Genomic DNA, 12,801 nt, shown 5'->3' with positions numbered 1-12,801 from the left:
CGCTCGCCGGCCCCGCCGGGCGCGGCGCCCACCACCAGCTCGGACGGGCCGTCGGTCTCGGCCGGATGGTCGAGGTGCAGGTCGCCGCCGCCGCGGACGGCACCGCGCTCGGCGTGCGCGAAGCCGGCGGCGGCGCGGGCCAGCAGTCGGGTCGCCTCCGCGAAGCTCGGGGTCACCACGGTCGGGTTGAGCCCACGCCAGTCGGCCAGGTCGTGCGCGTCCAGCGCCACCGTGCCGTACCGGTCCCGGTTGGCGACCAGCCAGGCGCGCACCGTCGAGGGCAGCGCGCCCAGTCCGTAGTCGCAGACGACGAGCGTGAGCGGCTGCCCGGCGGCCACCGCGCGGAGTTCCTCGGTGGCGCAGTGCATCGCGGTCAGCAGGCGGGCCACCCCGTCTTCGTCCAGCGCGTCCTCCGGGCCGCCGGAGTCCTCCCGGAGCAGGATCTGGTTGCCGGCCAGCATCCGCCGCTTGACCGGGGTGGGCCGGCCGGGCTGGCTGACCGTACGGTCCCAGACCGCCGCGCGGTCCAGGCAGTCGTGCAGCTCGTCGCCGGCCACGTCGGCGCCGACCGGCGAGACCAGCGCGGCCCGCCCGCCGAGCGCGGCGACGTTGACCGCGGTGTTCGCGGCGCCGCCGGCGGCGGAGATCCGGCGGCGCAGGGTGAGGACCGGCGCCGGGGCCTCCCGGCAGAGCCGCTCCGACTCGGCGAACCGCCACTCGTCAAGCATGGCGTCGCCGACGACCAGCACGGGACGCCCCTGCCAGCCGGCCACCACGGTGGCCAGCCGGCGCTCTTCCGCTGCTGCTCCTGCCATGCCCCTCCGGGTCCCCCCGCTCCGACCGGCCAAACCTGCGCGCCGACCGGGCGGGGGTGCGATGCGGGCCACCGGGCGCGTCCGGTTTCGGGGTATCGGCCGGGGGAACCGTGCAGACACACCCCGGAGAGGAGAGAGCAGCATGGCAGCGACACTTCAGGGCAAGCGGATCGCCTTTCTGGCCGCCGACGGCGTCGAGGAGGTCGAGTACACCAAGCCCCGGGAGGCGGTGGAGAACGCCGGCGCCCAGGTGGAGCTGGTCTCCATCGAGTCCGGCTCGATCCAGGCCTTCAACCACCTCGACCACGGCAAGCAGTACCAGGTCGACGTCACCACCAAGGAGGCGGACGCCGGGGCGTACGACGGGTTGGTGCTGCCCGGCGGCGTGGCGAACCCGGACTTCCTGCGGACGGACCCGGAGGCGGTCCGGTTCGTGAAGGCGTTCTTCGACGCCGGCAAGCCGGTCGGGGTGATCTGCCACGGCCCGTGGACGCTTGTCGAGGCCGACGTGGTGCGGGGCCGCACGATCACCTCCTGGCCGAGCCTGCGCACCGACCTCACCAACGCCGGCGCCACCTGGGTCGACCAGGAGGTCGTCACCGACAACGGCCTGGTCAGCAGCCGTAAGCCGGACGACCTGCCGGCATTCTGCGCCAAGATCGTCGAGGAGTTCGCCGAGGGCCGGCACACCGCCCGCTGAAAACCGACCACCCACCGGGGGCATGATCCGCCCCCGGTGGGATAGGAAGCGGGATGACCGCCCAGGCCGCCCGTCCCGCCCTGCCCGCCCGCCAGATCCGCCTGCTGATGTTCGGTCTGATGACCGGCATGCTGCTGGCGGCGCTCGACCAGACCATCGTCGGCACCGCGTTGCCGACCATCGTCGGCGAACTGGGCGGGATCAACCACTACTCCTGGGTGGTGACGGCGTACCTGCTGGCGTCGACCGCCTCGACACCGCTCTACGGCAAGATGGCCGACCTGTACGGACGCCGGCCGGTCTTCCTCTTCTCGATCGGCACGTTCCTGCTCGGCTCGCTGCTGGCCGGCCTGTCGCAGGACATGACCCAGCTGATCGTCACCCGGGGGGTCCAGGGACTGGGCGCGGGTGGCCTGATGACGCTCGCGTTCACCATCATCTCGGACGTGGTCTCCCCCCGGGAGCGGGGCCGCTACCAGGGTCTCTTCGGTGCGGTGTTCGGCCTGTCGTCGGTGGCCGGCCCGCTGGTCGGTGGCTACTTCGCGGAGACCAACTGGCGCTGGATCTTCTACATCAACGTGCCGCTGGCGATCCTCGCCATCGTGGTCTGCTGGCACGTCATGCGGCTGGTGCCGTTCCAGCGGCGGGAGCACACGGTCGACTGGGTCGGCGCGGCGCTGCTGGTGGCGGGCGTGAGCTGCCTGCTGCTGGCGCTGAGCTGGGGTGGCAACGAGTACCGCTGGGGCTCCGGCGTGATCGTCGGGCTGTTCGCGGCCGGCGCGGTGCTGGGCGTGCTGTTCCTGTTGCAGGAGGCCCGGACCCGGGAACCGATCCTGCCGCTGCGGCTGTTCCGCAAGCGGACGTTCGCGCTGGCCAACTCGGCCGGCTTCGTGCTCGGTCTGGTGATGTTCGGGTCGATCATCTTCATCCCGCTCTACCTCCAGATCGTCAAGGGCGCCTCGCCGACCCGTAGCGGTCTGCTGATGCTGCCGATGATGGCCGGCATCATCGTCACGTCGATCGTCACCGGCCGGGCGATGAGCCGGATCGGCCGGTACAAGTGGTTCCCGGTGGCCGGCGCCGCGGTGCTGGTGGTGGGCATGCTGCTGTTCCGGCAGCTCCAGGTGGGCACCTCGCTCTGGGCGGCGTTCGGCTACATGGTGGTGATCGGCGTCGGGCTGGGCCTGTGCATGCAGTCGCTCATCCTGGCGGTGCAGAACGCGGTGGACGTCCGTGACCTGGGCGCGGGCACCTCGTCGGCGACGTTCTTCCGGTCGCTGGGCGGCTCGTTCGGGGTGGCGATCCTGGGCGCGGTGCTGTCGTCACGGCTCACCGCCGAGCTGTCCGACCGGCTGCCGGGCGCGATCGCGCAGCTCCCGCCCCAGCAACGGGCGGCGGTGGCGGCCGGCGGTACGGAGAACATCTCGATCAACGATCCGGCGACCATCCTGGCCCTGCCCGGGCCGGTGCGCGCCGCGATCCAGGCGTCGTTCGTCGAGTCGTTGCACCTGGTCTTCCTGACCACCGGCCTGATCGCCGTGCTGGCGGTGCTGGTCACTCTCGCCATGCCGAACCACCAGCTGCGCGGCGCCGGGCCGCAGGGCTCGACCGGCGGCGCGGACCCGCTGGGTGGGAAGGCCGCCGCGCCGGGCGGCAAGCCGCTGCCGAAGGAGTCGAAGGACGAGGCCGCCGCCGACATGGAGGCGAAGTCGCAGACGATGCTGTGACCCGCCCTACTTGAGGATCAGGCGGTTGGTCTGCTCGAAGACGTCCAGGTCGGCGAGCGTCTCGTGCACGCTGGACGAGAGCGGGGTCGGGAACTCCTCCGGGTGGAAGAAGCCGGCGTCGGTGGTCTCGTCGGTGAAGCGGGCCAGCTCCCCGTCCCACTCGTCGACCCGGAACGCCGTGGTGAAGACCTGGTAGGTGTGCCCGTACATGTTGGTGTGGGTGCGGTCGGCGCCGGTGTAGAGCGCGAACGCGCTGACCCGCAGCGCGCGCAGCCCGGTCTCCTCGCGGACCTCCCGGACCGCGCAGTCGGCGATCGACTCGCCCAGCTCCATGGCGCCGGCCGGCAGCGCCCACTGACCGTTGTCGGAGCGTTGGATGAGCAGCACCCGGGCGGCGTTGTCGCGCACCACGGCGCGGGCGCCGACGAACATCAGGGTGCGGTCACCGGCCAGGGCGCGGAGCTGCCCGACGTACGAGTCGGCCCACGAGATGCTCACCCGGACAATCTACGCATCAATCCCGGTCGGCTCGGCCGATCCGGGGGGTTCCGCTCGTGTGACCGGCGACACTACGTTGTTACCCATGCGTAGCACGATGATGGAAGCCCCCCTCCAGGTCGCCCGGATCCTCGAACACGGCTCCACCGTGCACGGCGCCGCGGAGGTGGTCACCTGGACCGGTGCCGAGCCCCGCCGGATGACGTACGCCGAGGTGGGTCGTGCCGCGGCCCGGCTGGCCCACGCGTTGCGCGACGAGTGCGGCGTGACCGGCGACGAGCGGGTCGCCACGTTCATGTGGAACAACAACGAGCACCTGGTGGCGTACTTCGCGGTGCCGAGCATGGGCGCGGTGCTGCACACGCTCAACATCCGGCTCTTCCCCGACCAGGTCGTCTACATCGCGAACCACGCCGAGGACCGGGTGGTGCTCGTCGACACCACGCTCATCCCGCTGCTCGCCCGCGTGATCGGCGACATGACCACGGTGCGGCACGTGGTGGTGGTCGGCGGCGGCGACCCGGCCCCGCTGGTGGCCGCGGCCGGCGACCGGATCACCGTGCACCACTGGGACGCCCTGCTGGCCGACCGTCCGGACCGCTACGACTGGCCCGAGGTGGACGAGCGCGACGCGGCGGCGCTCTGCTACACCTCCGGGACCACCGGCAACCCCAAGGGCGTCGCCTACTCGCACCGCTCGATCTACCTGCACTCGCTCCAGGTGTGCATGCCGGAGGGTTTCGGCCTCGGCCCGAAGGACCGGGAACTGGCCATCGTGCCGATGTTCCACGCCATGTCCTGGGGTCTGCCGTACGCGGCGTTCCTCTCCGGCGCCTCGCTGATCATGCCGGACCGGTTCCTCCAGGCCGAGCCGATCGCCGCCATGATCGCCGCGGAGCGGCCCACCCTGGCCGGCGCGGTGCCGACCATCTGGACCGACCTGCTGGCCTACCTGGACAGCCACGACGTGGACACGTCCTCGCTGACCGAGGTGATCGTCGGCGGCTCGGCCTGCCCGCCGGCGCTGATGCACGCGTTCCACGACCGGCACGGCATCGAGGTCATCCACGCCTGGGGCATGACCGAGATGTCCCCGCTCGGCTCGGTCTCCCGCCCGCCGGCCGGCGCGACCGGCGACGACGCCTGGCGCTACCGCTACACCCAGGGGCGGGTGCCGGCCGGGGTGGCCGCGCGGATCGTCGGCCCGCTGGGTGAACCGCTGCCCGCCGACGGGACGTCCGTGGGCGAGCTGGAGGTGCGCGGGCCGTGGGTGACCGCCCGGTACGTCGGGGACGACGTGCCGGACGCCGAGAAGTTCCGGGACGGCTGGCTGCGTACCGGTGACGTCGGCACGCTCTCGCCGGACGGCTACATCACGTTGACCGACCGCGCCAAGGACGTGATCAAGTCGGGCGGGGAGTGGATCTCCTCGGTCGAGCTGGAGAACGCCCTGATGGCGCACCCGGCCGTGTTGGAGGCGTGCGTGGTGGGCGTACCGGACGAGCGGTGGGACGAGCGTCCGCTGGCCACCGTGGTGGTGCGGGAGGGCGCCTCGGTCACCGCGGAGGAGCTGCGGGACTTCCTGGCCACGTCGGTGGCCCGCTGGCAGTTGCCGGAGCGCTGGGCGTTCATCGACGCGGTGCCGAAGACCAGCGTGGGCAAGTTCGACAAGAAGGTCGTGCGCTCGCGGTACGCGGACGGCGGGCTGGAGGTACGCGAACTGACCGCGCCGTAACACTTTCCGGCGTACCGTCGCCAACACGGGTAGGAGCACGTTCCCAGCGGACATTCCTCCCAGAGGGCGGCCCCGGCGTTCGCACCGCGCCGGGGCCGCCCGTCCGTTACGGGGTGACCCGCACCGTCATTGTTGCGAAACTTGTTCGCCTCTGTCCCGATGTCGGGGAAATCCGGTTGCCTACTCGTCGGCGGTGCTCACGAGCACCTTGCCCACCACGCTGTCCTGCACCGCCTGCTGCGCGGCGGCGGCCTCCGCCAGCGGATACCGGTGCAGGGGCAGGCCCGCCTGTTCGCCGACCCGGACCGCGCCCTGCGCCACCGCCGCGGCGATGTCGGTGACCGCCTGCGCCTTGGCCACCTTCGGCGCGGTGTAGACAAGCACGAACTGCCAGCGCGCGTTCGGGCCCATCAGGGGCCGGATCGGCAGCGTCACCTCGTCGCCGCCGTCGTCGGCGTACACGCAGACCGCGCCACCGGTGCGCAGGAGCTGCACGTCGGCCGCGGCGTTGCGGGCGGCCGAGACCTCGACGATCGTGTGCACCCCGTCGGGTGCGACCTTGCGGACCTCCTCGACCACGTCCTGCTCGCGATAGTTGATCACGAAGTTGGCCCCGGCCGCCGCCGCGAGCTGCGCCTTCTCCGGGCTGCTGACCGTGGTGATCACGCACGCGTCGGCCCAGCGGGCGAGCTGGATCGCCGCGTTGCCCACCGCGCCCGCCCCGCCCTGCACCAGCACCACGTGGTCGCTCAACGCGCCGGCGTGCAGCTTGTGCGGCATGAACTCGCCGGCGGTCAGGCACCGGTGCGCGGTCATGAACGGGATGCCGAGCGCCGCGCCCAGGTCGAACGAGGCCGAGCCGAGCGGAACCGCGTGCCGGACCGGCACCACGGTGTATTCGCTGGCCGTGCCCCACGGCCGCTGCCAGGCCGCCTCCCAGATCCAGACCCGCTCGCCGATCATGATCCGGTCCACGCCCTCGCCGACCGCCTCGACCACGCCGGCGCCGTCCTGGTGCGGGATCTGCCAGCCGGTCGGCAGCGGCCACGCCTGGCGGGCCTTCCAGTCGGTCGGATTCACCCCCGACACCGCCATCCGGACCAGCACCTCGCCGGGGCCGGGCTCCGGCACCGGCCGGTCCACCAGTTGGAGCACCGAGGCGTCCCCGCTGCGCTCGTACACGATCGCCTTCATCGTCGTCCCTCCGCCGTCGTCGTGGGTGCGCTACCCGAAGGCCGCGCGAACATGCCGGCCCCGCCTCAGCCCAGGCCCGCCAACAGTTCCGGGGTGAGCGCGCCGATCGAGGGGAGCAGCACGGCCGCGAGGGCCTCGGCGTCCGGATCGAGCGGGTACGAGCCGTGCGGCACCGCCACCACCCGGCATCCCGCGGCGGCGGCCGAGCGGACACCGTTCGACGAGTCCTCCACCGCCACGCACCGGGCCGGGTCGACGTCCATCCGCTCGGCCACCGCCAGCCAGACGTCCGGTGCCGGCTTGCCCCGGGCGGTCTCCTCGGTCGACAGCGTCGCGCCGAACGCGCCGGCCAGGCCCGTCGCGTCCAGCGCCGCGGCGATCAGCCGGGTCGGCGAGGAGCTGGCCAGCCCCAGGGGCCACCGCGCGGCCGTCCGGCGCACCACCGCGTCCGCGCCGTCGATCAGCGGTACGCGTCGCGCGTACCGCTCGGTCATCTCGGCCACCACCTCGGCGGCCACCCGGCCGGCCGGCCTGTCGACGCCCAGCTCGTCGCTGAGGTACGCCGCCCATTCGCCGGTGCTCATGCCCATCAGCCGGCGCTGGGTGTCGGGCTGCCAGATGCCGCCGTGCTCGGCCACGTACGCCCGGCGGACCTCCTCCCAGACCGGCTCGGAGTCCACGATCACGCCGTCGAGGTCGAAGAGCACCGCGTCCACCATGCCGCCATCCTGCCCCAGCCGGCGGCCCGGTTCACCCCGGCAGCGTCACCCCGGCGGAACGCTGCGCCGGCAGACCGATCGGGGCCTGCGGCGGAATGATCGTGCGGCAGCGGGTGGCGATCGGCTCCAGCAGCTCCCCCAGCCGTGCGGTGCGCTCCGCGCCCAGCGCGCGCCACGGGCCCAGCGCGGCCCGGTCGGTGGCCTCCTCGACGGCGCGGAACGTCTCGGTGGCGTGCGGGGTGGGTTCGCGCCCGGCGGTCAGCCACCCCTTGTCGACCAGCCGTTCCTCGGCGGCGGACCACTGCTCGTCGGTCCAGCCCCGGGCCGGCTGGTGGAACTCGCGCGACTGGTCGACCCGGCACCGCCAGGCCACCACCTCGACCGGCTCCAGGCCGGTGGTGACGAGCGCCGCCACGTGCCCGTCGCCCCGGTGCTCGCGCAGCGTCGCCGCCGCCTGCCAGAGCCGGGCCAGCGGGTACTCCCCGCGGGGCAGGGCGGCGTTGACCGCGCCGAGCACCCGACCCGCCGTGTCCACCCGCCCGGCCGCCTCCTCCAGCAGCTCGGCGGCCTCGACGAGACGGGACTCGGGCAACTCGTAGGTGAACTCGGCGAGTGCCTGCACCGCGCCGGTGAGGCGGGCGCGCAGTGCCTCCTCCGGCGTGGCCAGCCGCCACACCGAGGGCAGCGCCCGGGCCACCATCGGCGGCGCGAAGCTGAAGAAGGCGGCCGTGACCGTCGGCGCGTCCACCGGCCCGAGCGGCGCGGCCCGGCCGGCGAAGTAGCCACGCCAGTAGCCGCGCAGCCCGACCGCCTCGAACGCGGCCCGCGCCCGCGGGTGGAAGTAGGTCACCGCGTGGACCGGCTCGAAGAGCGTCCACATCCGCCGGGCCACCCCGGGATCGTCCAGCGCCGCCACGTTGCACCTCCGCGTCGGTGGGCAGTCACCGCGGGCGGATGTGCCGCCCACGGTGACCACGAACCTACTGCCGGTAGGTGACCGGGCGGAAGCCCGGAGTGATCTACTGCGCAGCCAGCACGTCGACGACGAAGCGCAGCGGCCCGGCGGGACGGCCGCCCGAGGCGTCGTTGCCGTAGGCCAGATCGGCCGGAAGGTCCAGCTGCACCCGGCTGCCCACCGGCACGCCGACCAGGCCCTGGTCCCAGCCCTTGATGACCTGGCCCACGCCGATCTGGAAGGTGGCCGGCTGGCCGTTGTCCCAGGACGCGTCGAACTGCTTGCCGTCCTTGTAGAAGACGCCCACGTAGTTGGTGGTGATGGTCTGGCCGGCCTTCACCGCCGGGCCGGTGCCCTTGACCAGGGTGGTCACGTTCAGCTTCGTCAGCTCGCCCGAGCCGGCCTGGACGGTCGGCTTGGTCTTCAGCGCCGGGTCGGTGCCGGCGGGCAGCTCCGGGGCGGGCGGCGCGGCGGGCTCGACCGGGGCGCTCGGGCTGGCCGAGGTGGCGGTGGCGGGCTTGTCGTCATCCCCGCTGTTCAGCCAGACGAGACCGCCGACCAGGGCCACCACGGCGAGCACACCGGCGGCCGCGCCGAGCATCGACTGCCGGCGGCGGCGCGCCTCGGCGGCCTTCTTCTCGGCCAGCTGGGCGGCCAGCCGCCGCTGTGCCTTGGTGGCCGGGGCCTGGCCCGCCGACCGGTTCTCCACACGCTCGCTCACGTCGACTCCCTGCAGGGGTGGGGTGGGTGCGCCCCCGGCGGGCCGCCGCCGAGGCCAGCGCACACGGTACCCGCCCGGAGCCCCAGCGTGCCCATTCGCCCGCCACGATCGGGACACGAAGGCCGATACGGGGGCACCGCACGGGGTACGTTTCCGGCCATGGCGATCCTCAGCGACGAAGACCTGGCCCTGCTCGGCGAACCGCAGCTCGCGCACGTGGCGACGATCGAGGCCGACGGCACCCCGCACGTCACCCCGGTCTGGGTCGACACCGACGGCCAGCACATCCTGTTCAACACGGCCAAGGGCCGGCAGAAGTACCTGAACATGTCCCGCAACCCGGTGGTCGCGGTGTCCGTGGCGGACCGGGCCGACGACTTCCGCACCCTCTGGATCAAGGGCACCGTCGAGTTCGTCACCGAGGGCGCCGACGAGCACATCGACCGGCTGGCGAAGAAGTACCTCGGCCAGGACACCTACCCCTGGCGCCGCCCCGGCGAGGAACGCGTCGTCGTGCGCGTCACCCCCACCGAGAAGCTCGGCCGCGGCTGAGCGGCGCGGGCCCCGCCGTCCCCCGGGGGCGGGGCCTCCGCCGTACGCGTCAGGCGCTCTTCTTCGCGGCCGTCTTCTTCGCCGGGGCCTTCTTCGCCGCGGCCTTCTTGGCCGGTTCGGCCTTCTTGGCCGCTGCCTTCTTCGCGGGCGTCTTCTTGGCCGCCGTCTTCTTCGCCGGTTCGGCCTTCTTCGCCGGCGCCTTCTTCGCGGCCTTCTTCGCCGAGCGGGCCGACGAGATCGGGGTCGGCTCGGCCCCGCCGCCGGACGGCGCCTCGCCCCGGGCCGCCCGGGCCCGCTCGACCGACGCCTTCAGCGCGGCCATCAGATCCACCGCGGCGGCCGGCGCGGCCTCTTCCTCCTCCGGCTGCACCACCTCACGGCCCTCGACCTTGGCGTCGATGACCTCCTGCAACGCGGCCCGGTAGTCGTCGGTGAACGCGTCCGGTTCGAATTCGCCGGCCATCGAGTCGATCAGTGAGCTGGCCATCGCCAACTCCGGCGGGCGGACCTTCAGGTCCTCGTCGAGGAAGCCGAAGTCGGGCTGGCGGATCTCGTCCGGCCAGAGCATGGTGTTGAGCAGCAGCACGCCCTCGCGTACCCGCAGCGTGGCCAACTGCTCCCGCTGACGCAGCGCCACCTTGACGATCGCGACCCGCTCCGAGTCGGACAGCGCGTCGCGCAGCAGCACGTACGGCTTGGTCGCCGAGCCCTCCGGCTCCAGGAAGTAGGCCTTGTTGTAGAGGATCGGGTCGACCTGCTCGGCCGGCACGAACTCCAGCACGTCGATCGCGTGCGACGTGCTCAACGGCAGGTCGGCGAAGTCCTCGTCGGTGAGGATGACCATCTCGCCACCGCCGATGTCGTAGCCCTTGGCGATGTCGTCGTAGGTGACCTCCTCGCCACAGACCGAGCAGGTGCGCTTGTAGCGGATCCGGCCGCCGTCCTCCCGGTGCACCTGGTGGAACCGGATGTCCTTCTCCTCGGTGGCCGAGTAGACCTTCACCCCGATCGACACCAGGCCGAACGACACCGCTCCTTTCCAGATCGCCCGCATCCCGCGCTCCTCTCCCCGGTTGACCACCAGAATCGCAAACGATCGAACGGGACGCACGCGCTTCCGTGCGCAACTACAGTCGAGAAATGCCCGGCGCGCCGTTGAAGCCGATGCTCGCGACGACCGGGCAGCTTCCGGTCGGTGCCGCGTGGGCGTACGAGTTCAAGTGGGACGGGGTCCGCGCGCTCGCCGACATCTCCCACGGTGACCGGCACTTCTACGCCCGCTCCGGCGTCGAGATCACCACCGCGTACCCGGAACTGCTCAACCTCGCCGAGCAGGTCGACGACGCGCTGCTCGACGGCGAGGTGGTGCTCTTCACCGACGGGCAGCCCTCGTTCACCGCGCTGGCCGAGCGGATGCACGTGCGCAACCCGGCCAAGGCGGCGCGCCTGGCGGCGACCGTGCCGGTCACGTACATGATCTTCGACCTGTTGCGGCTCGACGGCGTGGACCTGACCGCCCGGCCCTGGCGGGAGCGGCGGGCGGCGCTGGAGTCGCTCGGGCTCGGCGCGGCCCGGTGGGCGGTGCCCCCGGTCTTCGGCGACGGCCCGGCCACCTACGCCGCGGCCGGCGAGCACGGGCTGGAGGGCGTGATGGCCAAGCGGGTCGAGTCGGTCTACCGACCCGGCGTGCGTTCGCCGGAATGGGTGAAGGTCAAGCTGGAGGTCACCGGCGACTTCGTGGTCGGCGGCTGGCGGCCCGGCGCGCGCCGCGTCGGCGGTCTGCTGGTCGGGGTGCCCGGCCCGGACGGGCGGCTGATCTACCGGGGCCGGGTCGGCGGCGGGATCGGCGCGGCCGTCGAGCGGGAGCTGCTGCGCGAGCTGGAGCCGCTGCGTGCCGGCGCGTCGCCGTTCGCCGCCGGCGTGCCGCGCGAGGATGCCCGGGGCGCGATCTGGGTAACTCCCCGGGTCGTGGTGGAGGTGAAGTACGGCCAGCGCACCCCGGACGGCCGGCTGCGCTTCCCGCGGATCCTGCGCCTGCGCCCGGACAAGCCGCCCGAGGAGGTCGACGATGCCGGCTGACCGCTTCAAGGTCGAGGTCGAGGGGCGCTCGCTGGAGCTGTCCAACCTGGACAAGGTGCTGTTCCCGCAGGCCGGCTTCACCAAGGGCGAGGTGATCGACTACTACACCCGGATCGCCCCGGTGCTGCTGCCGCACCTGTGCGACCGCGCGCTGACCCGGATCCGGTTCCCCAACGGCGTCGACGGCGGCTCGTTCTTCGAGAAGAACGCGCCCGCCGCGACCCCCGGCTGGGTACGGAAGGAGAACCTGCCCGCCCCCGGGTCGAGCAAGGGCCGGGAGACCATCGACTACGTGGTCTGCGACGAGCTGCCCACGCTGGTCTGGCTGGCCAACCTGGCCGCGCTGGAGCTGCACACGCCGCAGTGGAAGATCGGCGCCCACCCGGACCTGATGGTGGTCGACCTGGACCCGGGCGCCCCGGCGGCGCTGAAGCAGTGCTGCCAGGTGGCGCTGCTGATGCGCGACCGGCTGGCGGCCGACGGCGTCGAGGCGTACCCGAAGACCTCGGGTAAGAAGGGCATGCAGCTCTGCTGTCCGATCGCCGGCACCCAGGACGCCGACGTCGTCTCCGACTACGCCCGGCGGATCGCGCAGGAGCTGGAGAAGGCGCACCCGAAGCTGGTCGTGTCGAAGATGGCGAAGAACCTGCGGCCCGGCAAGGTCTTCATCGACTGGAGCCAGAACAACGCGGCGAAGACCACTGTCGCGCCGTACTCGCTGCGGGCCCAGCCGGTGCCCTCGGTGTCGACGCCGCTGACCTGGGACGAGGTGGAGGCGGGGGCGGCGGGGAAGCGGCCGTCGGCGCGGCCGTACACCGCGGGCGAGGTGCTCAAGCGGGTGGAGAAGCAGGGCGACCTGCTGGCGCCGCTGCTCGACGGCGGTCCCGAGCTGCCCGCCCGCTGACCCGCCACCACGCGCCGCCGACCAGCAACAGCACGATCACGCTGATCGCCACGTCACCCACCAGGGCCGCCACCGGGCTCGCCGGGGAGTAGGTCGGCGCCGTGTACGCGAGCGCGGCCGCGACGACCAGGCCGGCCGAGCCGGTGGCGAGCACGTGCCGCTGCCCCCAGCCGGGCCGGCGGGACCAGCGCGTCAGCACGGC

At 72.9% G+C, this 12,801-nt stretch carries 13 protein-coding genes and 1 pseudogene; 6 read left to right on the top strand and 8 right to left on the bottom strand.

All coding sequences use genetic code 11. The features are described from left to right. Positions 1–815 (bottom strand): PfkB family carbohydrate kinase (locus HUW36_RS14285; protein WP_246248167.1); only part of this gene is annotated, 815 nt, incomplete at its 3' end. A gap of 142 nt (positions 816–957) precedes the next feature. On the opposite strand from HUW36_RS14285, the gene HUW36_RS14280 reads away from it, so the two are divergent. Further along, the gene (locus HUW36_RS14280; protein ID WP_091583405.1) at positions 958–1,515 is read left to right on the top strand and encodes a type 1 glutamine amidotransferase domain-containing protein; all 558 of its coding nucleotides are present in this window, start codon (positions 958–960) and stop codon (positions 1,513–1,515) included. A gap of 53 nt (positions 1,516–1,568) precedes the next feature. Beyond that, on the top strand, positions 1,569–3,242 hold the full coding sequence (locus tag HUW36_RS14275; protein ID WP_174528607.1) for an MDR family MFS transporter: 1,674 nt from the start codon (positions 1,569–1,571) through the stop codon (positions 3,240–3,242). Between the two features lie 6 nt (positions 3,243–3,248). Here HUW36_RS14275 and HUW36_RS14270 read toward each other — a convergent pair whose 3' ends face one another. Next, positions 3,249–3,740 carry an NUDIX domain-containing protein gene (locus tag HUW36_RS14270; RefSeq protein WP_174528606.1) on the bottom strand — a complete coding sequence of 164 codons (492 nt, stop codon included), beginning with the start codon at positions 3,738–3,740 and terminating at the stop codon, positions 3,249–3,251. An 85-nt stretch (positions 3,741–3,825) separates the two neighbouring features. Here HUW36_RS14270 and HUW36_RS14265 point away from each other — a divergent pair, with 85 nt between their 5' ends. Beyond that, positions 3,826–5,475: a fatty acid--CoA ligase gene (locus HUW36_RS14265; protein WP_246248166.1), complete on the top strand. Its 1,650-nt coding sequence runs from the start codon at positions 3,826–3,828 to the stop codon at positions 5,473–5,475. Positions 5,476–5,655: 180 nt separating this feature from the next. Here the strand turns inward: HUW36_RS14265 and HUW36_RS14260 are convergent, their stop codons facing one another. From HUW36_RS14260 to HUW36_RS14245, 4 genes are all read right to left on the bottom strand, one after another. Next, positions 5,656–6,669: an NADPH:quinone reductase gene (locus HUW36_RS14260; protein ID WP_174528605.1), complete on the bottom strand. Its 1,014-nt coding sequence runs from the start codon at positions 6,667–6,669 to the stop codon at positions 5,656–5,658. Positions 6,670–6,734: 65 nt separating this feature from the next. Further along, positions 6,735–7,388 (bottom strand): HAD family hydrolase, encoded by a 654-nt coding sequence (locus tag HUW36_RS14255; protein WP_174528604.1) that lies wholly within the window; start codon positions 7,386–7,388, stop codon positions 6,735–6,737. Between the two features lie 31 nt (positions 7,389–7,419). Next, positions 7,420–8,268 (bottom strand): SCO6745 family protein, encoded by an 849-nt coding sequence (locus HUW36_RS14250; RefSeq protein WP_174528609.1) that lies wholly within the window; start codon positions 8,266–8,268, stop codon positions 7,420–7,422. A gap of 139 nt (positions 8,269–8,407) precedes the next feature. Continuing rightward, positions 8,408–9,064 (bottom strand): FKBP-type peptidyl-prolyl cis-trans isomerase, encoded by a 657-nt coding sequence (locus HUW36_RS14245; protein WP_246248165.1) that lies wholly within the window; start codon positions 9,062–9,064, stop codon positions 8,408–8,410. A 159-nt stretch (positions 9,065–9,223) separates the two neighbouring features. On the opposite strand from HUW36_RS14245, the gene HUW36_RS14240 reads away from it, so the two are divergent. Further along, complete coding sequence (locus HUW36_RS14240; RefSeq protein WP_174528603.1) at positions 9,224–9,616, top strand: PPOX class F420-dependent oxidoreductase; 393 nt, start codon at positions 9,224–9,226, stop codon at positions 9,614–9,616. Between the two features lie 49 nt (positions 9,617–9,665). Here HUW36_RS14240 and ku read toward each other — a convergent pair whose 3' ends face one another. Next, the gene (gene ku / locus HUW36_RS14235) at positions 9,666–10,670 is read right to left on the bottom strand and encodes a non-homologous end joining protein Ku (protein ID WP_174528602.1); all 1,005 of its coding nucleotides are present in this window, start codon (positions 10,668–10,670) and stop codon (positions 9,666–9,668) included. Positions 10,671–10,756: 86 nt separating this feature from the next. Between ku and ligD (HUW36_RS14230) the strand changes: the two genes are divergently transcribed. Together ligD (HUW36_RS14230) and ligD (HUW36_RS14225) are read left to right on the top strand one after the other, a co-directional pair. Next, on the top strand, positions 10,757–11,695 hold the full coding sequence (ligD, locus tag HUW36_RS14230; protein ID WP_174528601.1) for a non-homologous end-joining DNA ligase: 939 nt from the start codon (positions 10,757–10,759) through the stop codon (positions 11,693–11,695). Further along, complete coding sequence (gene ligD, locus HUW36_RS14225) at positions 11,685–12,599, top strand: non-homologous end-joining DNA ligase (RefSeq protein ID WP_174528600.1); 915 nt, start codon at positions 11,685–11,687, stop codon at positions 12,597–12,599. The genes ligD (HUW36_RS14230) and ligD (HUW36_RS14225) overlap by 11 nt, the downstream gene beginning before the upstream one ends. On the opposite strand, the pseudogene HUW36_RS14220 reads toward ligD (HUW36_RS14225), so the two are convergent. Beyond that, a pseudogene (locus HUW36_RS14220) lies at positions 12,526–12,801 on the bottom strand (hypothetical protein); the annotation flags it as partial. The gene ligD (HUW36_RS14225) and the pseudogene HUW36_RS14220 sit on opposite strands and share 74 nt — an antisense overlap.

The sequence above is a fragment of the Micromonospora maritima genome, assembly GCF_902825405.1.
Classification (GTDB): domain Bacteria; phylum Actinomycetota; class Actinomycetes; order Mycobacteriales; family Micromonosporaceae; genus Micromonospora; species Micromonospora maritima.
This window is presented reverse-complemented; position numbering and strand designations above follow the sequence as displayed.